The sequence below is a fragment of the Gloeocapsa sp. DLM2.Bin57 genome, from assembly GCA_007693955.1.
Taxonomy (GTDB): Bacteria; Cyanobacteriota; Cyanobacteriia; order Cyanobacteriales; family Gloeocapsaceae; genus Gloeocapsa.
The window spans coordinates 1-23,691 of sequence record RECR01000111.1 but is presented as its reverse complement, the minus strand read 5'-3'; the positions used below and the strand labels follow the sequence as shown (position 1 = coordinate 23,691).

The following is a 23,691-nucleotide window of genomic DNA, read 5'->3' as shown; positions in this document are numbered from 1 at the left end:
GCAATGCAAGCATTATTTATTGTTTTTGAAGGTATAGATAGTTCGGGAAAATCTACTCAAGCTAAACTATTACAAGATTATTATTTATCTGTTAATCAACCTGCTATACTTAGTCCTGAACCTACCGATGGACCTATTGGTCAATTTATCAGAAATATTCTCCATCAGCAAATTAATCTAGAACAAAATCAGGATAATTTTGAGCAACAAATGTCTTATTTGTTCGCAGCTGATAGATATTATCATCTCTACAACCAAACATCAGGAGTTTTTACACTCCTCCAACAGCAAATAACTATTATCAGTACTCGTTATTACTTCTCTTCTTTAGCTTATCATGGTCATTCTCTCAAAATTCAGGAATTAGTTAAAAGACTTAATCAAGATTTTCCTCAACCTGATTTACTAATTTATTTAGATATTCCTCTAGAAGTTTCTTTAGCTAGACTTCAAGATAAATCTCAAAAAGATGTTTATGAAAATAAGCAAAAATTAAACAAAGTCCAAGCCAATTATCAACAAATAGTTCAAGAATATTCGGGATTAAAATTAGTAATAGACGCTAGAAAAAGTCAAGAAGAAATTCATCAGCAAATTGTGCATTTTATCGAAAAAAATTTTTCTTAATTATGAATAATGATGAACTCAACTCCTTACTAAATGATTTTGAACGTTTTCTCAAAGAAGCTAATACCTCTTTATTAAATAACGAAAAACATCGAGAAATATTGCTAAGAATACATCAATACCTTAGCTATATGCAGCAACAACCACAACCAGAAGATAGAGTAGAAAAACTAGCGAGAGTCATTAGTGAAGCGGTAGTTAATAAAATACCTACTCTAGAAATTGCTGAATCAATAGAGGATTTAAAACAAGAAATCAACCAATTAAAGCAACTATTACTAAATCAATCAACCACAGAAATCCCTACACCTGCAATACTAGAATCGTCTCCCCCAAAAGAATCAACTAAAATTAATAGTCTTATAGACTTATTACAGGTAAAATCAAAACGTGATATCTGGTATTTAGGTTTAGATTTTGGTACTCTAGGTATAGCAGCAGTTTTACTTAATCTTAACCAACAACAACAATATCCTCTTTATTGGTCAATTAAAAATCTCGACGGATTAGTAACCCAACAATCCCGTTATCCTAGCTTAATTTATCGTTCAACTATTAACAATTTTTTAATACTAGCAGGAGAAGGATTCCCTCAAGATACAGATATTGTTATTGATAATTATAAATGTTATTTAGATTGGGTAATAGATATAGAATCAGAATTACTCCAAAATTTAGCAGAATTATTACCTAAATTATTGTCTCAATTATATTTAGCAACAACACCAGATTTATCTGATGTAGATGTTAAACAAGCATTAGGACAATTACAGGGTATCATAGTTAGTTTTCCGAGTAATTGGAGTGATACTTATAAATTTAATTTGCGGGAAAGCATTTTAAAAACTCATTTAGTCGAAGAATCAGGAGAAATATTTTTTCTAGAAGAAGCTATAGCTAGTCTATTGGGAAGATATGGAGATAATAGGTTAACGTCTGGTTGGACATTAGTAATTAATGGGGGTAATTCTACCACAGAAATAGCCCTAGTTAATCTTCCCGAATCTTGGCAAAATTTGTCTGAGCATGATTTTAGTCTAACTAGTATATCCTATGGTCAACGTGCATTAGAACAAGATATTTTTAGTCAGTTTATCTATCCTATTTATAGTAGAGAAATACCACCTATTGATAGTGAATTACCCACACCTGGTAAAGTAGCTTCACTGAATCGTTATCAATTAGATCAATATTTACAAACTTATCCTTTTGCTTATTCTTTTTTAGAAGCAGCTAGATTAATTAGTTTAATGTTGCAAGACCAAGAAGTCTTTAATCTTCCTCTAGGGGGTTATAATTGTTTAGCTAGGAGTCAAGATTTACAAGAAATTATTCTCAAACCATTTTTAAGTAATTTAGAACAACTTCTACAACAGTTATTGACTGAGAAAAATATTAGCAACAGAGAAATTAAACAAGTTGTCGCTAATGGTGGGTTAATCTTAGGAATAAAAAACCATCTCTTGACTTGGTTAGCAGGAAAATTCCCCCAAGCTCAGGTTATGATAGATACAGAAGCAGAAAATAGTATTAGAGTAGCTCGTGGTTTAGCTTATTTACCCTTATTCCCTCAAGTTTTAGCTAAATCTCGACATCAGTATAGTGATTATTTCCTGCTAAAAGAGTTATTAAATACCCTTCCTCAAGAGTTGTTTACTATAGAAGAATTAATCCAACAGTTAGCTACTCGGGGTATTAATACGCGGGTTTGTCTCAAACGTTTACTCGCTTTACTTCAAGGTCAATTTCCTTCTGGTATAATAGTTACGAGTTTTTCTGGTAAAAAATCTTTGATTTTATCGGAACAACAAGGTTATTATCGTACTAATACCCCCTTATGTGATCATCTCAAAGAATTACTAGCAAAACTCTTCTCTCAAACTATACAGCAAGCTTCTGAACCATTGCTGATTAATCTTCCTTTAACCAATGAATCTTCCTAACTCGATTACCCTGTCTCGTCTTTTGGGAATACCCTTTATTATCTATTTCCTCCATGATCCTACTTCAAGCGATCCGCAGGATCTCGCTACGCGAGCACGCTATTTTGCTTTGGCTATTTTTTTAGTTACCGCAGCTACTGATTGGTTAGATGGTTATTTAGCTCGTAAATTGAATCAAGTAACGGAATTGGGTAAATTTTTAGATCCTTTGGTGGATAAACTACTAGTGATCGCACCCTTGTTAGCCTTAGTAGAGTTAAATCAAATTCCCGCTTGGGGAGTATTTTTAATTATCGGTAGAGAAATAGCGATCGCCGGGTGGAGAGTTAACCCCCAACTCAGTAATAGTAATCAGATTAGTGGTGCTAGTATCTGGGGTAAATTGAAAACAGTAACTCAAATTGGGGCGATCGCCCTATTAATCGCACCTTTACCTATATTTTGGTCTAATCTGGCGATCGTTGTTTTTTGGCTTGCTGTAGCTTTAACCCTGATTTCTGGATTACTTTACTTACAAGATTTCCATTTAGCTAAATAATAATTTGCTAAAGCAGCACAATTTAGCTATATTGATTATAGAAAAAATTTAACCAATGATAATTTATGCTTAAAGAACTGTTTTGCCTTGACCCTGATTATTTAGATGATTTAGCAACCCAATATAGAGACAGTTATGCTAATGCTATTCCTTTTCCTCATATTGTGATTGATAATTTTCTTCCCGAAGTAATACTAGAACAAATATTAGAAGAATTTCCTAAACCTGGAGAAGTTAATTGGCAAAGTTTTAATAATAAATCAGAAAAGAAATTGGCTTCAACTTCTGAACTACAAATGGGAGAAGCGACCCGTCTTTTACTTTATCAACTCAATTCATCTACCTTTCTTAATTTTTTAGAACAATTAACGGGTATTGAAGGACTTATTCCTGATCCTCATTTTGTTGGTGGTGGTCTTCATCAAATAGAAAGAGGAGGATATTTAAAACTTCATGCTGATTTTAACATTTATGAACGATTGAAGTTAGATCGTCGTCTAAATCTTTTACTTTATCTCAACAAAGACTGGTCTGAAGAATATGGTGGTCATTTACAACTCTGGGATAGAGACATGAAAACTTGTTACCAAAAAATTCTGCCCATATTTAATCGTTGTGTTATTTTTAGTACAACTGACTTTTCTTATCATGGACATCCTGATCCCTTAACTTGTCCTGAAACAAGAACTCGCAGGTCATTAGCACTTTATTATTATAGTAATGGTCGTCCAACAGAAGAGGTTTCCGAAGGTCATACAACTATCTTTAAAGCGAGAGATAATGAGGAAATAGAAACAGAAAAAACATCTCAACAATTTATCAAAAAACTAATACCTCCTATTGTTTTCGATCTAAAAAACATGATCCTTAAAAAATAGAAATTAATAAAGTGGTGAGTCATTTTTTTACCCACCAGCTTTTAAGCTATAGCACTGAATCTAATTCTACATAAGTAGCAATTTGATCATAATCATTAAAAGCACTAGGATAGTCATAGAATAAAGAAAACTTTTGAAATAACACTAACCAAAAAAAGGGTAAACTATCAACTAAATATCTTTTCCAAAGACGTTTAGGTTCACTCAATAAGCGATACAACCATTCTAAACCTATATTACTAATCCATTTTGGTGATCTAGGTTTAACACCTGCTTCAAAATCAATAGTTGCACCAATGGCAAAAAAAGTTTTAACATTAGAAAGTTGCTCAGAGTATTTAAGTAACCATTTTTCTTGTTTAGGCGCACCCACACCTATAGCTAACACATTAGCTCCTGAATCATTAATGCTTTTAATAATTTTTTCACATTCAGCTTGATTATTTTCAAAACCAAAACTAGGAGAATAAGCTTCAACTACAATATCTCTGCCTACTTTTTGATTAATTATCTCTTTAGCTTTTTGAGCAACTCCTTCTTGTGCTCCTAATAGATATATTTTGATATTTTCATTATCTTTATTATAGTTATAAAAAGCTGGAAATAAATCAGAACCAGAGATTTTTTCCTTAACAGGAGTTCCTAGAAACTTAAAAGTATATTCCAATATTTTACTATCACACAACCTATAATTAGAGATTTTATAAGCTTTCCATAAAGATGGTTCTCGACGTAATTTGATTAGATAATCCACATTGGGAGTAACCACAAAGCCACCACCTTGAGTTAACTTTTCTAAAAGTTCAATCAGGGAAATATTATCTATATAAATGTTTAGTAAATTCACTGTGTTCATGACAACTATTTTTGTCCTACTTTCTCTGGTATTTTCTCTACATATTTAGTTTTAGGCACATTTTTTCCTCCAGTGATACTTAAATCCTCTTGAGTATTTAGGATTAATCCCGTGAGTGAGCCAACCATTACCCAACCAACGACAGTTAAATGATAATTCAATAAATTATCCAACATAAATAAAGGTAAAAGAACAGCAAAAACTGCTGCACTACCAACCCGAGGATAAAACCAAGTTCTTACGGGGTGACGTAGATAGGGAAATAATAAAGAAGGTAGTAACATGGATAGAGCTATACTAACAATACCTATAACACCTTTAGTACCAAAAACAATAATCCAAAGACTATCTGTAATAGACACATCTTGAAAAATTCCGTAGTTATTTTCTTCAAAGACTCTACTACGTCCCCATCCTCCCCAACCAAACCAAAATTGTTCCCTGGCTTTATCTATGAGCAGTATTTCTTCATCTATACGAAACTCTAGAGATCCTATTCTGTCTGGAGAGGCAAAGTTGCTTAGAAACTCTAAGACTGGTAATACTAGAGTAGGTTTATCCAAATTACCTTGAATAGCAATATATAGATAAGTAATTATCCCAATTATTAATAACAAAAAAGGCCAGATAGATTTGCGCCATTTAGCAAAAGCTAAAATTACTAATCCATAGGCAAAAAGAAGGTAAGCACCTGTGGAACGAACCAAAATAAGCGTAAAAACCAACACAGGTACTATATAGACTAAGTCAAACCCCCAGATTTCTCCCACCGCTTTTGATTGCCATAACCAAACCGCTATAAGTGTAGCTGTCATCATAAATAGTCCTACAGCTAAACCATGATTCATAAATACCATGGGGCGATATCCTCCCAGACGAATAGCTTGCGTAATACCGCTACCATGAGGAAAGTAACCATAAATCATGCGGTGTAGTTGCGGACTCATCAGCACTTCATAAAGACAAAAAGGTACATAAACCAAGCCCCCCTTAACGATTGCTACTGCTAGATTTCTGATACTATCTAAGTTATTAAAATAGACACGTCCTACTAGATAGGGTACTCCGTATAGCCACACCATCCTGAGGCTTTCATTAACACCATCGTAAATCCCTAAATCATTACGTACAGAAGCGAAAATACTGCTGATGCAAAAAATGAGTATAGGTACGTCTAACCACCAGGGTTCTAAGCGAGTCAACCACTTAGTATCATAGATAAATAATCCAATAATAATCGGGTAAACTACTGCAGTTTCACTATCATAATTGGGAATAAGAGGTAAGTTAAATAACACTCTCGTAGGTAAAAACAATATTCCTACGATTAAGGTGATTAAAATTGCTTTTCTAGGGGGATAACACCTAAAAAAGTTAACGGCTATAGGTAGCCAGAGTAATAAAACTGCTTTGGCAATTAAAGTCATAAATTATCCTATCAATAAGTAGCGACAAACCCTAAAATAGGTAAGTTGAAAGAATTTATTTTTGTGAAAGCTTGTCTGACTATAGATTGAGAAGTGCTCTTGAGCCTTACAACCATTAATATACCATCAGTATTGCTGGTTAAACAACTAATATCAGAAGATTCCAAAAACATTGGGGTGTTGTAAATAACTAAATCATATTGTCTAGCTAGTGAATTCATTAATTCCTTAAACTGATTAGAGGATAAATTAATATTAATTCCTTCTCCCGTAGTACCAGTGGGTAAAATTGATAAATTGGGATTTAATTCTGTTTGTTGAATCAGAGAATCAGCTTTAAGGGAATAAGTGAGCAATTCTGCTAAACCTTTTTCATTATTGATAGAGAAATATTTGTGAATAGCAGGTTGAGCAAAATTAGTATCTACTACTAAAACTTTTTGTCCTGCTTCTGCAGCCATTTTAGCTAAACTAGCGGTAACAAAAGCTTGACCATCTCCTGGCTCTACTGCACACATTGCTAAAGAATTAAGTGATTTTTCTTTAGATTTAAAATAGATTTCTGTGTATAAAGCTTTAGTAGCTTCTATAGCTTGAGGATCATTGAGTAAATCACTTATTTCTGTCTCTTCTGTTGTTTCTTGACTATTGAGAATTGGTAAGGGAATTTTTCCTAAAATCGGCAAATTATAATTTAACAGTAAATCTGCCTCTTTGTTATAGGTATTTTTCATTTTTTCTAGAACGGTAGCCAACAACATCCCTAGTAATAAACCACCAACTACACCTGCCATTACTCTTTTTTCTGATATTTGAGATTCTAGCGGTGAACCATCTATATTGTGAGAAATAATTTCAGGAGGTGAGATGAGTTCCCAAGGTTGTTCTTGTTGTGCTCCTGCAACGTTTAATCTTTCTCTTTCTAAGGTTAGTTGATTGAGAGTATTAGTGGTCAACACAAGTTGCCTTTGTAACTCACTATAATCTTTAATTACTTGAGTAATTCCTAGGAGTTGTTGTTCAACTTGTTGCTGAGTTGCTGATAAAGATTGATAGCGTGACTCTAGTACCTCGATTTGAGTTTGGGTATTTAGCATTTGTGCCATTAAACTATCTGTAGTTTCATTTTGTAAAGACAAGATATTAGAGTCACTAGTAATACCGAGATTATACTTGATGAGCATATCTTCTTTTCTCTGTTCAACGAGATTGAATACAAAAGAACGTCTTTCTTGTAAAGTGGTTAACATTGGACTACCTTCGCTAAAACGAGCTGATTGAGCTGTAATAGCATTATCTAACTCTCTAAGTTGTAGTTGTAATTCTTGCAAAGTTTGCAAATCCGTTTGGAATTCATTATCTTTGCGCAGCTGCATGAATAACATCACTTCGTCAACGGTTAAACCAACTTGATTACTGAGATTATTTAAAATTCCTGTTAATTCTTTGATACTGCCTTCAACCTCTCGCATTTGGGCTTGTAATTGATTATTGCGCAAGAATAATTCTTGACCTTTTTGCTCAGGACTAATCAATTGGTGTTGCTTTTGAATATCTTGTTGCTGAGTTTGAATTTCCGAAATTTTTCCCTGAATGTCGGGAACTTGATTATCAATAAAAGATACACCTGCTTGAATAGTATTCTGTCTTTCCGCTAAACTATATTCAAGAAAGGTTTCTGCTGTAGCCTCAAGAACCCGCAACACTTCCCGAGGATTGCGACCTGCATAACGAACCGAAATAATCTTAGTCTGGTCAAAACGACTTACTCCGGCTTGAAGTCTTTGTGCGCTTAGGTTTCTTCTCAAATTGGTAGTGATAGCATCAGGGGAACTACCAGGAAATTCAGCGGTTAATCTCTCTGCTATAGCATTAAGCATTACAGGACTTCTTAAAATTTCTAACTGGGTTGGATAGTCAACCCTATCTCCTGGATTTCGTCCACCAGTAATCAGAGCAGTAGGATCGCTGAAGCGATCGTTGCTAGCTGGCTCTACTAGAATATTAAATTTTCCCACATAGGGAGATTCTCTTCTGGAAAACCAGCCGATTGACCCGCCTATCAGCATCAATAATAATACGATAGGCCAATTACGCTTAAAAATGTTAAAGACTAATTTGACAGAGTTATCTACTTGAGTCTTCCGAGAAATGGACTGTTTTATTTCTTCATCGGGGATTTGGGCTAGTTCTACGTTCATAAGTTTTATCTATAATCTCTTAAAGTTATCCGATCCTATCACAACAGTTTAAGACTTTTAATGCCTTGATTTGCTTTAAGTGCCATATTAACAAATTTAGTTGCTCTGTTTGGGTTGATTATGTCAGACTAGATTCGCACATAGCAATATTGCCTTTAAAGTGAGAAAATACCGAGTTTTAAAGGGTTATTCCCTGTTAGATCGCTACATTGTTACTGAAATAAGCTTAATTTTCCTATTTGGTCTAGGTATATTAGCATCTTTGGGTGTAGCAATTGGAACTCTATCAGATTTAAGTCATAAAGTTGTTGAATTTGATTTACCATTACATCTAGCTTTTCAAGTCTTACTTTGGAAAATTCCTGAGTTTGTCGCTTATGCTTTACCCATTTCTCTGTTACTAGCTACTTTGGTTAGTTATGGACGTTTTAGTAGTGACAGCGAGTTGATCGCTTGGCGTAGTTGTGGGATTAGTATTTATCGTCTTGTAGCGCCAGCTATCATTTTTAGTCTCATCATTGCTTTGGTGACTCTGATTTTTAATGAGTTAGTAGTACCTTCAGCTAATTATCAAGCTGCACAAATTATCGAAACTTTTATACCTGAAGAAAAAAAATTTACTCAAGAACAAGATATTTTTTACCCTCAATATGAAGATATTAATCAAAAACAAAGCATAACAAGTTTATTCTATGCTCAAGCATTTGATGGGGAATTTATGCAGGATGTGACTATTTTAATTTGGCATCAACAACAATTAAACCAAATAATTTATGCTCAGCAAGCTTTTTGGAATGAACAAGAAAAGATATGGATATTTATTGATGGTGGTATTTATCAATTAAATTATGATTATGTGACTAATAATTTTGTGAATTTTGATAATTATAAAATGTCTTTATCTTCAGCACCTCTAGAATTAGTTCAAAAAAGTCGTGATCCTTTTCAAATGAATATAGCTCAGTCTCTAGATTATTTAAGAATTATTGCTCATAGTGGAGACGAAAAAAGAATTTTAATGTTTCAAGTTCGTACTCAACAAAAAATGGCTTTTCCTTTTATTTGTTTAGTATTTGGTTTAATTGGTTCAGCTTTAGGTATTCGTCCTCAACATTTGGCTAGAGGCACAAGTTTAGGGATTACTGTTCTCATTGTTTTTTTATACTATTTGTTGGGTTTTTTAATTGGAGCATTAGGCTTGGTTGGCGTTGTTTCACCTTTTATTGCTGGTTGGTTGCCTAATATTTTAGGTTTAATTATCGGTATATTTATCCTTATCAAAAGTAATTAAACAACAACTTGTATCCTCCACCGCCCGGGTAGGTTTTTGACAATTAAATTCCGGCGGAGGTGAGACAATGTCTGGGTCAAGTAGCGTTATATGCTGGTGCAAGATCTGGGCAGATCAGGAGCGATCGCCCCTTGCTATTTCAGCAAATGTAAAGATTTATGAAGAAAATATTAAGCTCTGTTGCAAATTATTGCCCTAACATTCATGCTCTAGTAGAAGTCCGTGTTATGATTCGATCCGTAGCGTCAATTATCAAGAGGAGAAATACCTTGGCAATTAGGGTTGCTGTTATTGGCTCAGGTCCTGCGGGTTCATCCGCCGCAGAAACTTTAGTAAAAGCAGGCATAGAAACTTATTTATTTGAGAGAAAACTAGACAACGCGAAACCCTGCGGAGGAGCTATTCCTCTATGTATGGTGAGTGAATTCGATTTACCACCAGAAATCGTGGATCGCAAAGTCAGAAAAATGAAGATGATCTCACCTTCTAACGTAGAGGTGGACATCAATCTCATCAATGATGACGAATATATTGGGATGTGTCGCCGTGAAGTCTTAGATGGTTTCTTAAGAAATCGCGCCGCTTCTTTGGGAGCAAATCTAATCAACGGTACAGTGTATCAAATCGATATACCAAGTAACAACACAGACCCCTATACAATCCACTATGCTGATCACTCCTTTGGGGAAGCCCAAGGGATCATGAAAACCCTCAAAGCTGATGTAATTATCGGTGCAGATGGTGCTAACTCCAGAGTGGCAAAAGCGATCGACGCCGGAGACTACAACTACGCGATCGCCTTCCAAGAAAGAATCCGTCTTCCTGAAAACATGATGGCTTACTATGAAGACTTAGCCGAAATGTACGTAGGAACAGACGTTTCTCCTGACTTCTACGCCTGGATTTTCCCCAAATACGACCACGTCGCTGTGGGAACAGGTACAATGAAAGTCAATAAAAGTATGATCAAAGACTTACAAGCCGGGATTCGCGCTCGTGCAGCCCATAAACTAGTGGGTGGTCAAATTATCAAAGTAGAAGCCCATCCCATCCCTGAGCATCCCCGTCCTCGTCGTGTAGTAGGACGTGTAGCTCTGGTTGGAGACGCAGCAGGAACAGTTACCAAATCCTCTGGAGAAGGTATCTACTTCGCCGCTAAATCTGCTCGTATGTGTGCTGAAACTATCGTAGAAACCACTCAAAATGGTCAACGTCTTCCTACCGAAGATGATCTCAAACTTTATCTCAAACGTTGGGATAAAAGATATGGTATGACCTACCTAGTTTTAGATCTCCTCCAAAGAGTGTTCTATCGCACTGACGCTACTCGCGAAGCTTTTGTAGAAATGTGCTCAGATAAAGATGTTCAAAAACTCACTTTTGATAGCTATCTCTATAAAACTGTAGTTCCGGCTAACCCTCTAACTCAGATGAAAATTACCGCTAAAACCATTGGCTCTCTCTTACGTGGTCATGCTTTAGCTCCTTAATCTCATCATCTTAGCTATTTTTACCCCCGCTAAGCTAATCTTAGTGGGGGCTATTATTGGGAAAAAATGAAAGGAATTTGCACTCTGGCTAACGATCGCGTCTATGATCAACTCATCGCCTTACTTAACAGTATTGAAGCAACCATGGGCAAAGATTTCCCTATTTGCGTCTATCCCTACGATGATCAGATTACAGCAATTAGTACTGTCATAGCTAAACGTCCCCAAGTACAGCTATATAGTGATGCCCTAGTCATGGCAGAATGGGATAATTATATTAAAGCTATCTGGGATATTCACCCTAATGCTCGTCAACGCTGGTTACAAGCAGGTAGCACAGGATACCATCGCTTGGGCACTCATCACCGCTATTACGCTTTTGATGGTCCTTTCTCGTCTTTTCTCTACATGGATGCAGATACCCTACTTCTCTCTCCCGTTGATAGCATTTTTGCCCTTCTTGAGCAACATAATTGTATAGTTTACGATTTCCAATATAAAGATCCTTCTCACGTTTATCAGGTAGATTCTCCTCGTTTAACTTCTATCTTTGCTAGCAATCGTCTTAAAAAAGAGATTTTTTGTTCTGGTTTTTACGCTTCTAAAGGAAATTTATTCCCTCCATCCCAACGAGAATGGCTATTTAACCAATTACAAGCAGGAGATATAGAAATTCTCTACCCCATGGCACCAGATCAGACTATACTTAATTATTTAATGATGAAGTCCAATTACTCTATTTATAATCTCGCTCTTAATCTACCCACCCAAGTAAAAACCGGTAATTCTGTGACTTCTTCTCATTTTGTCCAAAAAGATATGTTACTCTATGATCACGGTCATCCCTTAACTTATTTACACTATATTGGCGTACCTTCCCAATTATTTACTAGGGTTTGTCGAGGTGAAAATCTCGATTTTCCTTATCGGGAGATCTTTTTAAGCTATCGTTATCTTTATGAACCAGAAAATAAACCTAAATTCCAGGGAAAAGCAAAACCCTATAATCAACCCCCCAATTTATGGCAAAGAATCTCTAGAAAAATTGGATTATAATTAAATATGACTAGAGGTATTTATATAGTTGCTAACGATCGCGTTGTTGAACAAGCTATTACTCTAGTTAATAGTATTCGTCTCTATGATCCTGATTTGCCGATTATTTTAATTCCCTTTAATCAAGAATATCAACAAGTAGCCAAGACTTTACAAACTAAACACCGAGTAGAACTTTTCCCTGATTTACAATTAATTGAGACATTTACTACTCAAGTCGCTACAATTTTCCCAGCAGATTTTCTTAACTTACCCAATAAAATGCGCAAATTTGTGCAATGGTTTGGACCTTTAGAAGAATTTATTTATATAGATACAGATATTGTTGTCTTTCAGCCTTTATCGACAATATTAGATTATTTAACAGAATACAACTTCCTCTGTTGTGACTATCATCATAAAAGTAAAAGATTGCAAGATATTTTCTCTCCTTTAGTAGAAGAACAAAACATTTTTAATTCAACAGAATTAAGGGATGTTTTTAATAGTGGTTTTTGGGCTTCTCAACAAGGATTATTTAGCGAAGATGAACTGTATCAATTACTAGAAGAATGTGCACAACATCCCGAATATTTTGATTTTTCTAGTAAAACTACAGACCAACCTATTCTCAATTATGTTATTTTAAAAAGTACTAAAAAGAAAATTAATTTAACTAAAAATAACCCAAAAGAACCAGGAAGCTGGGCTGGTTCTACCCATTTTGTTAATAAAGACTATATACTTTATGACCAAGAGAAAAGACTGAGATATTTACATTGGGCGGGTATAGCAATTAAACCAGGTTGTCCTTATTGGCATATCTGGAAACATTATCGTTATCTCGGTGAAAGTTTTCCTAAACAATGGTGGAATATTACTAAATATTTAAGTTTAAAATAACATGAAAATTCAAAAAATATTTGATTCAGATTTAAAAAAAAGTCTCTATCTTTCCTTATTTTGCTTCATTTGTTTTATCTGGTTAGGTGCACAAGTTTTAAATCAAGGTTTAGATGAATTTGATAATAAATTTATCGATGAACTACCAGAAGTTTTACCCAAAAACTTTATTTATTTAGCTAGATTTTTTTATTTTCTTGGTAATGCTGAAGTATCGGGAACAGTGGTTTTAGTAACTTTAATTATTTGCGCCTGGAAACGTAAATGGTTAGAAGCTAAAGTCGTAGCGATATCTTCTTTAGGGGTTTTATTGTTAATAGATTTAATCATCAAACCGTTTTTTTTTCGTCGTCGCCCTTTAGGAAGATTAGTTGATGTAGATGGTAGAAGTTTTCCTAGTGGTCACGCTACGGGCAATATTTTATTATATTTTCTGTTAGCTTATATCATCTCTGTCCAATTTCCTAAGTTACGAATTTATCTCTATCTTTTCACAACATTTCTCTTATTGATGATGGGAATATCTTCTGTTTATCTTCGGGTGCACTGGGTAACAGATATTCTAGCTGGTTATTGTCTAGGTTATATCTTATTTACTATCTCACTTATCTTTTTAAAGATATCTGATCCAAAGTATATAGCGCGTAGCGCTAGGGAATAGGGAACTCGAGAACTCCGAGACTGGGAAGAAAGTGTAGCTTTTGATACGAGTTACTGCGATCGCACTCTCCGCTCTTAATGCTAAGATAATACCAGATCCTGTTCTGAAAACATACTTATTTGTGAGGTAAGGCAAGAGGTTTTCAAGCCATTTTTGCTAAATTTTAAAAAGGGGTGAGTGAAAACCGGATTTAGTATAAATCGGATATATAGCACTAGGTGCAAGGCCATTTTGCGTTCATACATTCATGCAAAAGTAGATTAGTACTCGGTTTCATAACTTGAAAATGTCCAACACCGCGAAGTACTTCTATATCCTGATCATCTCACCCCAATATACTTGTGGGTTTGTAAACTAACTCGCCATTGAGGGTTTTTGAGGACGTAGTTATAAACGATTTTAAAGCTTTTTTTACTTTGCCATTCGGGTTGAAGATATTTAATAGCGGTGGGGGGGACTTTTTCGGATTGTAATTGAGCCCATTCTAAGTCTTCTGGGGTAGCAATTACTACTTTAAGTTCTTTAACCTCCGGATAAATACTCTGATGGGGAAGTTTATAAGGTTTAGGAGAGAAGGTTATCCAATCAAAGTTACCAGTTAAAGGATAAGCACCAGAAGTTTCTAAATGAATGGGTATTCCTATCCTAGCTAATTCGGTGGTTAAAGGTTCGAGATTGTGCATCAGTGGTTCACCACCAGTGATAATCACAATTTTCGGCTTAGTTTCGGCTACTTGTTGGGTTAGGAGTTGACAGGATAAATGGGGGTGATTGTGTTGACTCCAGGACTCTTTTTGATCGCACCAAGGACAATGTACATCACATCCTGCTAAACGAATAAAAAAAGCGTTGACACCACTCCAATAACCCTCACCTTGGAGAGAGTGAAATGTTTCGACAATGGGATAACTATTAATCATTGATCAAACGATAGAGATACTTAGATAAAGTTACAGGATCAACCCCTAATTCAGTTTTAGCAGTAGCCGCGAGAATAGCTCCCTGACTATGCCAACAAGCACCTATAGCTACAAGTTCTTCTAGTGGTTTTGCTGTGGGGTTTTGAGCTATTAATCCACCTAATAAACCCGTTAAAACGTCTCCACTACCACCCCTAGCTAATGCGGGGGAACTTTCACCAACTAGATAAACTTCTTGATGGGGAGAGGCGATCGCTGTTCTTGCACCTTTTAATAATACTATACAGTTACTTAGGTGAGCTGCTTGTCTAACTGCACTAATTCTATCACTCTCAGGATTGCTAATCTCAGGGAAAAGACGTCTAAATTCACCTAAATGGGGTGTGATAATAGTAGGGAATTGACGTTGAGACAGAGTATTAATTAACTTGTCTTGGGCAATAATATTGAGAGCATCAGCATCGAGGATGAGGGGAGAATTTACCTCGTATAGTAAGGATTTTACTAAAGAAGATACAGCAACGGTTAAACCAGGTCCACAGGCGATCGCCTGATACTTAGCTAAGTCAACGGGTAGAGAAGCGATCGCCCCTGAGTGGGTTTCTGGACAACCAATTACTAAAGCTTCGGGAAGATGGTTTAAGACTATGGGTTTAATAGACTCAGGCACGGCAATAGACAACATCCCTACACCTGTAGCTCTTGCCCCTAAACCGCTGAGTATAGCAGCACCAACATAACTTTGAGAACCACAAATCAATAATAAATGTCCCTGTTGATACTTATGAGTTAACAGATGACGGGGTTGAGAGAGATACTCTTTAGCAGTAGTTTTATCTAACTGTTGGACTTTAGGGGTATCTCCCAAGACTTGATTAATCAGTTGGGGAGGGATACCAAAATCAATCAGAGTAGTTTGACCGAGATAGGGTAAAGCTTGGTCTTGAAAAAAAGCTTGTTTCCATAAACCCAAACAAAAAGTTTGACTAGCTTTAATAGCTGTACCCAATACCTCTCCTGAATCGGTATGGATACCAGAGGGAAGGTCAATACTAACTACTGGTTGACTCCATTGATTAATCAAGTTAACTTGTTTAACTAACTCACCACCGAGAGTACGGGTTAAACCAAAACCAAACCAAGCGTCAATTAATAAATCTGTGTTTTGTAAATCCTCAAGTTCTGCAACAACTGGTATATTTAATAACTCTTGGGCGTATTGCCAATGTTGACGGGTTAAATCTTTAGCCTGATTGAAAGGAGAATAGAGTTTAACTTGGTAACCTGCTAAGTGTAACTCACGAGCTACCACTAACCCATCTCCTCCATTATGACCAGGACCAACTAATACTCCCACCTGTTGATATTCACTGACAGGATAGAGTTGCTGTACCTGATTAGCCACTAATAGGGCAGCCTTTTCCATTAAAGCAGGTATAGGCATACCCTTAGCGAAGATTTCCGCCTCAATTTGCTGCATTTGGGCAGCTGTGACTATAATTTGGTCTTTTCTAACCATGCTAAAATCAAGTCGTTAACTATTTCTGGTTTTTCATCGTGAGGACAATGACCGGCTTGTGGGATGGTTTTAAATTCTGTGTTTAACCCTTGTGTCACTCTTTGTTGATAGATTTTAGCACCTTGAATCGGTGTCCAGGGATCTGCTTCTCCCCATAAGACTAATAATGGTTGAGTTACTTGTGGTAATAAGGTACTTGGTGGAGGTCCAGGAGGTGCGGTTAATACTGAAGCGAATACCTTTTGAGCGTTAGGATCACAGGAGGGTTGATATAGCATCTCCACTAATTCTTCTGTCACCGCTTGTTTATCTTTATATACCTGATAGAGGGTACTTTTGATGCGGTTTTTTTGTCGAACTCGATCAAAGATAAATTTACCCGTCACAGGAGAACTAACTAATTTAGTAAAAGCAGTCATAATCAATCCTAGGGGAAAATTTAATTCTTCGGGACGATGGTTTAAACCTCCTGCTGCGTTTATAATTACTCCTGCTTTACTAATCTCGGGATTGTTCGCTAACAACATCAGGGTTAGTAACCCTCCGATGGAATTACCGATAAAAATCGTTGGTTCTTGAATTTTGGCTTGTTGAAACTCTCTAATTTGTCTTTGCCATAATTCTAAGTCATAGTCTAGTATTGGTTTATCCGAATCCCCAAATCCTAGTAAGTCTAAGGCAAAAACTCGATAACCTTTAGCCGCTAAGATAGGGATATTTTTGCGCCAATGACCTAAACAAGCACCAAAACCATGAATCAAGACTACTGGTTTTCCTACTCCTTGTTCAGTATAGGTTATTTGGTGCTCTCCCCATTGCCAGGTTGATTTTACGATGTTGTCAGACCCAATTAGTTCAGTTGTCATCTTTAGTCATTAAATAATTGCTTATTTTTAGTTTACACAACTTAACAAAATACATAAAGAGTTGATATATATTAAGATTATCTAGAGCAATTTTAGCTAAATCTTTATGAACCCCAATCTTACTATAGTTATTTCTCGACTCAATAGCTCAGATAATGTCATTTTTGCTGTTTGGGTAATTGATTCACCTCTACCAGAAGGTTTTACCCATCATCATTTAGCCTGGTCTCCAGAATTGACTACCATTTGGTTAGCTTGGCAAGAAATGTTTTCACCAGGACAACGGTATAATATTACCGGCGTGGAAAATACTCCTTTTGAGGAGTTAAACCTTTTACCGAATCATAAAACTCCTTATAGCACTAGATTGATGCAGCAATTCGGAGTAAATCTCTGGGAATGGTTGTGGAGTGGGGATATTCGACGTAGTTTAGAACAAAATCAATCTTTTGCTTTAGGGTTACAAGCTAGTTTACGGATTCGTCTAGATATTCGCGATCCCGATTTGATTCCTATCCCCTGGGAGATTATGCTACCTAGTACATCTAGACCTGCTATATCGGTAAATCAGCAGATTTTGTTTAGTAGGATTAGTAGTGATGTGGGTATCTTAAGATTAAAGGATAAAATACCCGAAAAACTGAAAATTTTGTTAGTTTTGGGTGAAAAAGAAACTTTTTCTCTTCAGGAAGACGAAGCAGAAATCCTCAAAAACATTTTTCAAGCAGCATCTTCAACCGCTGAAATAGATATATTACTACAACCAAGTACAAAAAAATTAATCAGAACTTTAGATAATGGCGATTATAATCTATTTTTCTATGGTGGTCATGGAGAAAAAACTCCCGAGGGAGGCTTGTTATACCTCAGAAGTGACACTACGATTAATGGTATTGAATTAGCTCAAGTTTTGGTACGTAACCAGGTTACCTTAACTGTGTTTAACGCTTGTTGGAGTGCTCAACCTGATCAAGAAGAAGGGGTGATGATTGAGCGCAGTAGTCTAGCAGAAGTTTTATTACATTATGGCATACCAGCGGTATTAGGTATGCGAGATACTATCACTAATGAGGAGGCTTTAACTTTTATTGAGGCTTTTAGTGGGGCGATCGCCATAGGAAAGACGATTGATGAGGGAGTCAGAATAGCCAGACAGCAATTACTGACTATCTATAAATTTAATCAACCCACTTGGACTCTTCCTATCCTCTATCTGCACCCTCAATTTGATGGAGTGATACTCAAACCCCCCGTAGAGACGACTATTTTACCATCTGCACCATTGGCTTATTTATGTTTATTAGAGGGAGAAAGGACTACCTGGAAAATTCAAGGTCTAATTAGGATTGGACGTCATCCCGTCGGTAGAAGTGGTGAGACTAATGATGTAGTGATTACAGAACCCTGGATTAGTTCAGAACACGCCTTAATCATACATCGAGAGAATGACGATGGTTCTCACTATGTTCTTAAAGATATTTCTCGTTACGGAACTTATGTCAACATTTCTGGTGAATGGGAATTATTTCACCATCAAGATATACCCCTACAACATGGCACAAAAATCCGTTTTGGAGCGATTAATGGTCAAATTTTAGAATTTAGATTAGAAAATCCCAACATATATTGACAAAAAGCTATTTATATGATAGATAAAAACCAAATAAACTCGCAAAAACAATTTAGTCAAAATGTAAAAATTACCTTAAGATTAACAAGTAAGAGAATTAAATTTCTGCACAAGTAAAAGACAAAAGATAAGAATAATTTTAGGAGGAAACATATGGCGCTAGTACCAATGCGGTTACTTTTAGATCACGCAGCAGAAAACGACTACGGGATACCTGCTTATAATGTTAACAACATGGAGCAAATCCAATCAATCATGCGAGCAGCTGCAGAGTCTGATAGTCCCGTAATCTTACAGGCTTCTCGTGGTGCTCGTAGTTATGCAGGTGAAAATTTCCTCCGTCACTTAATTTTAGCAGCGGTAGAAACTTATCCCCATATTCCCATCGCTATGCACCAAGACCACGGTAATAGCCCTGCTACTTGCTATTCGGCAATTCGTAACGGCTTTACCAGCGTTATGATGGATGGTTCATTAGAAGCAGATGCCAAAACCCCCGCTAGCTTTGAGTACAACGTAGCTGTAACCGCAGAAGTAGTAAAAGTAGCTCACTCCATCGGTGTCAGTGTAGAAGGTGAATTAGGTTGTCTAGGCTCTCTTGAAACCATGAAAGGTGACAAAGAAGATGGACACGGTGCAGAAGGAGTTTTAACCAGAGAACAACTTCTCACCGATCCTGATGAGGCTGTTCAATTCGTAGAAGCAACTCAAGTAGATGCTCTAGCAGTAGCGATCGGTACAAGTCATGGTGCTTATAAATTTAGCCGTAAACCTACAGGAGAAATTCTCGCTATTAGCCGTATCGAAGAAATCCACCGTCGTCTTCCTAATACTCACTTAGTAATGCACGGTTCTTCTTCTGTACCTCAAGACTTAATCGACTTAATTAACAAGTACGGTGGTAGTATTCCTGAAACTTATGGAGTCCCTATCGAAGAAATCCAAAAAGGTATCAAGAGTGGAGTACGTAAAGTTAATATCGATACCGATAACCGTCTAGCGATTACAGCAGCTATTCGTGAAGCAGCAGCGAAAGATCCTTCTAACTTTGATCCTCGCCACTTCCTCAAGCCTTCTATTACCTATATGCAAAAAGTATGTCTAGAACGTTATGAAGCGTTTGGAACTGCAGGTAATGCTAGCAAAATCAAACAACTTGGTGTTGATGAATATGCAGCTAAATACGCTAAAGGTGAACTAGCTGCTACCAGCAAAAAAGTAGTAACCGCATAGAATCACTACCTCTGTTTTACTTCCTCGCTAGAGTTATTCTAGCGAGTTTTTTTGTTAACTCACAATTGTAGTTTAATAAGGATTATGACTAATTAAGACAATTGCTTGATTAATTATACTTGATTTATAAACCTCCTCTAAAGTTTCTAACAATTCAGTACTAGTTAAATATTGTCCCTTATTTTTAGGTCTTTGGTTAATTTTTGGGATTTGTTTGACAGTATTACCTATAGAGACTTCCCAAGATTTAGTAGAGCGTTTTTCTGCTGCTTGTTTGATTAAATGAAGTAATAAAATAATTCCCTATCAGACTTACCCATTTCTGTTAATTCTTCAACTAAATCTAAAGCTTCTGGAATATTACCTTCTTGGAGAATTTCTTTAAGTTTGATTAATTCTTCCATCTTTTAAAGAGGATCACAACGAATTTCTAAGAGAAAACCATCAGGATCATAAAAATAAATACCTTTCCCTGTAGGACGAGTTACAGGACCATGAGCAATAGGAATTTGATGAGTTTTTAATAATTCTACAGCTTGCTCAAATAACTCAGGAGCAATATCAAAAGCTAAATGATTAGCGCGAGTAAATTCTTGGCGAGGATCGTTATCTGGTGGATTTAAATCTGGTGTATAAAATAGGTCAATTACTGTTCCATCAGGAGTTTTAAAGTTACTTACTTTTCCTTGTTCAACTAAAGTTTTTAAAGTAGAAGGAACAGCAGATCCCGTTAACTCCTGTAACCCCAAGATTTGACCATAAAAATAACGAGAAGCTTGTAAATCACGTACATTAAAAGCGATATGATGTACTTTTTTAAGTGTACCAGGAGTAAAAATTGGTTGAGATATACTAGAGTTTGTAAACATAAGCTATAATCATCGCTAATAACTAATTAGACATTTTAATGAAAGCTTTACTAATTTACCCTTTATTTCCTCCTACGTTTTGGTCTTATGAGAAAATCCTCGAACTAGTCGATCGCCAAGTGTTGTTACCCCCTTTAGGATTAATCACCGTCGCTGGGATTTTACCCCAAGACTGGGAATTTAAACTAGTAGATCGCAATATTCGTAGTGTAACAGAAGCGGAATGGCAATGGGCTGACATTGTTATCTTCTCAGCAATGATTGTGCAACAACAAGATTTAATCACCCAAATTCAGCAAGCTAAACAAAAAGGGAAACTAGTCGCGGTAGGTGGACCATACGCTACATCTGTTCCCCATGAACTACAAGAAGCAGGTGCAGACTTTTTAGTTTTAGACGAAGGAGAAATAACCTTACCGCTATTTGTAGAAGCTTTAAATAAGGGTGAAACTAGTGGTATTTTTCGCACTACAGAAAAACCAGCAGTTACCGAAACCCCTATCCCTCGTTATGACTTATTAGAGTTAGACGCTTATGACTCTATGTCGGTACAATTTTCCCGTGGTTGTCCCTTTCAATGCGAATTTTGCGATATTATCGTTCTCTATGGTCGTAAACCGCGCACCAAAACCCCTAGTCAACTACTCCAAGAATTAGATTATCTCTACCAACTCGGTTGGAGAAGGGGTGTATTTATGGTAGATGATAACTTTATCGGTAATAAACGTAACGTCAGGTTATTACTCAAAGAGTTAAAAATCTGGCAAGCTAACCATGGATATCCATTTAAATTTAACACAGAGGCTTCTATTGATTTAGCTGAAGATCCAGAATTAATGGAGTTAATGGTAGAGTGTAACTTTGATGCGGTGTTTTTAGGTATTGAGACACCTGATCAAGAAAGTTTAGAATTGACCAAAAAATTTCAAAATAACCGTAATTCTCTAAGTGAGAGTGTCGAAAAAATTATTACGACAGGATTGCGTCCCATGGCGGGTTTTATCATTGGTTTTGACGGTGAGAAAAAAGACGCAGCTACTCGGATTGTTAATTTTGTGGAAGAAGCTGCTATACCTACAGCCATGGTTAGTATGTTACAGGTATTGCCTAATACTGCTCTGTGGACTCGTCTAGAAAAAGAAGGTCGTCTGCGTAATGATGTGAAACAAGATATTAATCAGACTACCTTAATTAATTTTATTCCTACTCGTCCCGTAGAAGATATCGCCGAAGAGTATATTACTGCTTTTTGGCAATTATATGAGCCACAGGTATTTTTAGATCGCACCTATCGTTGTTTTCTGAAGCTAGGGGCCCCTAAATGTAAAACACCTTTTAAAATACCCAATTGGATCGATATTAAGGCTTTAGCTATCGTAATCTGGCGTCAAGGTGTTAAACGTCAAACCCGTTGGCAATTTTGGCATCACTTATTTAGCATTATTAGACATAATCCTGCTGTCTGGGAACATTATTTAACTATTTGTGCCCATAATGAACATTTCTTAGCATATCGTCAAATCGTTAAAAGAGAAATTGAACAACAATTAAACGACTATAACTCTAAGCAAAATGCTGTACTAGCTAGTTTTTAAGATGAGGTGTTAGGGGTTATTCTGAATTAAAAATTAAGAATTAATTATTTTGACAGATTGTCTTTTGACTTTTTAGAGCAAGTCTGACTAGATTGAAAAAAAGTCTCAATGATTAATCATGTTCAAATTCAGTAATCTAGTTTTATGTTCATCTCTGTTAGGATTTTTGTTAGTCACAACCTCTGCTACTGTAGCCCATAATGTGGCACAAACTACACAAGCCCAACAAACAGCAGAAGCTATCACAGAAACCCCTAGTTTATTTGTTAATTTAACTAGTAATGACCCTTGGCGAGCAGGAATGGCGATTAATTTTGCCCAAAACAGCTTAAACAAAGGTCATGAAGTGGTAATCTATTTAAATATCCAAGGGGTTAATTTAGCTTCAGCCAAAATACCCCAACCAATCAATAGTCATAATGGTCAAAATTTACAAGAAATGTTAAAGGATTTTATCAGTCAAGGTGGAAGAGTAATTATTTGTCCTAGTTGTATGGAACAAGCGGGAGTAACTCAAGAAGACTTAATCGAAGGAGTAGAGATGAGTTCTCCTGATGTGATTGAAACAACTTTATACAGAGATCAAGTTAGAGTAATGAGTTGGTAAGCAAAGATATAATTTAGTTAAATAACTCTAGGAAAATGATCTACTAACCAATCTTTAAGATGACGAGTAGCGCGACAATCGTCTTCATTATAATTAACGATTAATTCTAATAATTGGCGATCGCGGGTTATTAACCATTGATCGTACCAATATACCGATTGTTCCCCACTAGCTGTAGGATTACGCCATTTAAACCCTAACCAATTAGCTAAAGACTTAAGAGAATAACTTTCTACAGGAAAAATCACCGAATTAATCACATAACGATGTAAATCAACTAACCGAGAGACGAGCGCCTGTTGTTGTTTTCTAGGAGTATGATATAGTTGAGATAGACGTTTAATCGTCTCTACTTCATATTCAGAGTAATGGAAAATTGGCGCGTGAGGATGAAGATTGACCAAATCTAAAAACTCTTGCCAAATTTCCCCCTCTTGTTCAGGAAACTCAGCTAAAAAAGGATAAAATCTCTCTGTGTTGCTGCGACGATCTACTACTAAAACCCCTAATAAATAATCTAACTCACGTTCTGGTTCAGCTTCTATATCAAAATAAAACTCAACGGTATCAGAAACCAAATTACTTACATAAGTAGAGATTTT

General features: G+C 36.1%; 21 protein-coding genes and 1 pseudogene. 13 read left to right on the top strand and 9 right to left on the bottom strand.

The genetic code is table 11. From position 1 onward, the window contains the following. Nucleotides 1-3 precede the first annotated feature (3 nt). From tmk to EA365_14315, 4 genes are all read left to right on the top strand, one after another. Nucleotides 4-627 carry a dTMP kinase gene (gene tmk, locus EA365_14330; GenBank protein TVQ42747.1) on the top strand — a complete coding sequence of 208 codons (624 nt, stop codon included), beginning with the start codon at nucleotides 4-6 and terminating at the stop codon, nucleotides 625-627. 2 nt (nucleotides 628-629) lie between these two features. Further along, entirely contained in the window at nucleotides 630-2,570 is a 1,941-nt protein-coding gene (locus EA365_14325; protein TVQ42746.1) for a hypothetical protein, read from the top strand. Next, nucleotides 2,557-3,108 carry a CDP-diacylglycerol--glycerol-3-phosphate 3-phosphatidyltransferase gene (gene pgsA, locus EA365_14320; protein ID TVQ42745.1) on the top strand — a complete coding sequence of 184 codons (552 nt, stop codon included), beginning with the start codon at nucleotides 2,557-2,559 and terminating at the stop codon, nucleotides 3,106-3,108. The genes EA365_14325 and pgsA overlap by 14 nt, the downstream gene beginning before the upstream one ends. Nucleotides 3,109-3,185: 77 nt before the next feature. Beyond that, nucleotides 3,186-3,986 carry a 2OG-Fe(II) oxygenase gene (locus EA365_14315; GenBank protein TVQ42760.1) on the top strand — a complete coding sequence of 267 codons (801 nt, stop codon included), beginning with the start codon at nucleotides 3,186-3,188 and terminating at the stop codon, nucleotides 3,984-3,986. Nucleotides 3,987-4,032: 46 nt separating this feature from the next. On the opposite strand, the gene EA365_14310 is transcribed toward EA365_14315, so the two are convergent. From EA365_14310 to EA365_14300, 3 genes are read right to left on the bottom strand one after another with little or no spacing between them, the layout of a single operon-like run. Beyond that, nucleotides 4,033-4,842: a glycosyltransferase gene (locus tag EA365_14310; GenBank protein TVQ42744.1), complete on the bottom strand. Its 810-nt coding sequence runs from the start codon at nucleotides 4,840-4,842 to the stop codon at nucleotides 4,033-4,035. Nucleotides 4,843-4,847: 5 nt separating this feature from the next. Beyond that, nucleotides 4,848-6,269 (bottom strand): O-antigen ligase domain-containing protein, encoded by a 1,422-nt coding sequence (locus EA365_14305; GenBank protein ID TVQ42743.1) that lies wholly within the window; start codon nucleotides 6,267-6,269, stop codon nucleotides 4,848-4,850. Between the two features lie 11 nt (nucleotides 6,270-6,280). Next, nucleotides 6,281-8,470: a hypothetical protein gene (locus tag EA365_14300; GenBank protein ID TVQ42742.1), complete on the bottom strand. Its 2,190-nt coding sequence runs from the start codon at nucleotides 8,468-8,470 to the stop codon at nucleotides 6,281-6,283. A gap of 148 nt (nucleotides 8,471-8,618) precedes the next feature. On the opposite strand from EA365_14300, the gene EA365_14295 reads away from it, so the two are divergent. The 5 genes from EA365_14295 to EA365_14275 all read left to right on the top strand — a co-directional run bounded on the left by EA365_14295 (nucleotide 8,619) and on the right by EA365_14275 (nucleotide 13,850). Then, the gene (locus EA365_14295; protein TVQ42741.1) at nucleotides 8,619-9,761 is read left to right on the top strand and encodes a YjgP/YjgQ family permease; all 1,143 of its coding nucleotides are present in this window, start codon (nucleotides 8,619-8,621) and stop codon (nucleotides 9,759-9,761) included. A gap of 227 nt (nucleotides 9,762-9,988) precedes the next feature. Continuing rightward, complete coding sequence (chlP, locus tag EA365_14290; GenBank protein ID TVQ42740.1) at nucleotides 9,989-11,251, top strand: geranylgeranyl reductase; 1,263 nt, start codon at nucleotides 9,989-9,991, stop codon at nucleotides 11,249-11,251. Nucleotides 11,252-11,317: 66 nt separating this feature from the next. After that, nucleotides 11,318-12,307 (top strand): sugar transferase, encoded by a 990-nt coding sequence (locus EA365_14285; protein TVQ42739.1) that lies wholly within the window; start codon nucleotides 11,318-11,320, stop codon nucleotides 12,305-12,307. 6 nt (nucleotides 12,308-12,313) lie between these two features. Next, nucleotides 12,314-13,189, top strand: a complete 876-nt coding sequence (locus EA365_14280; GenBank protein ID TVQ42738.1) for a methionine synthase — start codon at nucleotides 12,314-12,316, stop codon at nucleotides 13,187-13,189. A 1-nt stretch (nucleotide 13,190) separates the two neighbouring features. Continuing rightward, complete coding sequence (locus tag EA365_14275) at nucleotides 13,191-13,850, top strand: phosphatase PAP2 family protein (GenBank protein TVQ42737.1); 660 nt, start codon at nucleotides 13,191-13,193, stop codon at nucleotides 13,848-13,850. A gap of 320 nt (nucleotides 13,851-14,170) precedes the next feature. On the opposite strand, the gene EA365_14270 is transcribed toward EA365_14275, so the two are convergent. Genes EA365_14270 through EA365_14260 form a run of 3 tightly spaced genes read right to left on the bottom strand, consistent with a single transcriptional unit; the run spans nucleotide 14,171 to nucleotide 17,155 of the window. After that, nucleotides 14,171-14,770 carry a 7-carboxy-7-deazaguanine synthase QueE gene (locus EA365_14270; GenBank protein TVQ42736.1) on the bottom strand — a complete coding sequence of 200 codons (600 nt, stop codon included), beginning with the start codon at nucleotides 14,768-14,770 and terminating at the stop codon, nucleotides 14,171-14,173. After that, nucleotides 14,763-16,289 (bottom strand): NAD(P)H-hydrate dehydratase, encoded by a 1,527-nt coding sequence (locus tag EA365_14265; protein ID TVQ42735.1) that lies wholly within the window; start codon nucleotides 16,287-16,289, stop codon nucleotides 14,763-14,765. The genes EA365_14270 and EA365_14265 overlap by 8 nt, the downstream gene beginning before the upstream one ends. After that, a complete protein-coding gene (locus tag EA365_14260) occupies nucleotides 16,265-17,155 on the bottom strand; it encodes an alpha/beta fold hydrolase (protein TVQ42734.1) in 891 nt (296 codons plus the stop codon). Before EA365_14260 ends, EA365_14265 begins: the two co-directional genes overlap by 25 nt. A 106-nt stretch (nucleotides 17,156-17,261) precedes the next feature. Between EA365_14260 and EA365_14255 the strand changes: the two genes are divergently transcribed. Both EA365_14255 and fba read left to right on the top strand, forming a co-directional pair. Beyond that, a complete protein-coding gene (locus tag EA365_14255; protein TVQ42733.1) occupies nucleotides 17,262-18,785 on the top strand; it encodes a CHAT domain-containing protein in 1,524 nt (507 codons plus the stop codon). Nucleotides 18,786-18,938: 153 nt separating this feature from the next. Then, a complete protein-coding gene (gene fba, locus EA365_14250; protein TVQ42732.1) occupies nucleotides 18,939-20,018 on the top strand; it encodes a fructose-bisphosphate aldolase class II in 1,080 nt (359 codons plus the stop codon). A gap of 72 nt (nucleotides 20,019-20,090) precedes the next feature. Here fba and EA365_14245 read toward each other — a convergent pair. Together EA365_14245 and EA365_14240 are read right to left on the bottom strand one after the other, a co-directional pair. Beyond that, nucleotides 20,091-20,422: pseudogene (locus tag EA365_14245) on the bottom strand (hypothetical protein). Nucleotides 20,423-20,425: 3 nt separating this feature from the next. Further along, a complete protein-coding gene (locus tag EA365_14240) occupies nucleotides 20,426-20,887 on the bottom strand; it encodes a VOC family protein (GenBank protein TVQ42731.1) in 462 nt (153 codons plus the stop codon). 38 nt (nucleotides 20,888-20,925) lie between these two features. Here EA365_14240 and EA365_14235 point away from each other — a divergent pair, with 38 nt between their 5' ends. Further along, nucleotides 20,926-22,482: a DUF4070 domain-containing protein gene (locus tag EA365_14235; protein ID TVQ42730.1), complete on the top strand. Its 1,557-nt coding sequence runs from the start codon at nucleotides 20,926-20,928 to the stop codon at nucleotides 22,480-22,482. Nucleotides 22,483-22,600: 118 nt separating this feature from the next. Further along, on the top strand, nucleotides 22,601-23,089 hold the full coding sequence (locus EA365_14230) for a hypothetical protein (GenBank protein TVQ42729.1): 489 nt from the start codon (nucleotides 22,601-22,603) through the stop codon (nucleotides 23,087-23,089). 17 nt (nucleotides 23,090-23,106) lie between these two features. Here EA365_14230 and EA365_14225 read toward each other — a convergent pair. Further along, the coding region (locus EA365_14225) for a TM0106 family RecB-like putative nuclease (protein ID TVQ42728.1) at nucleotides 23,107-23,691 on the bottom strand (585 nt) is incomplete at its 5' end.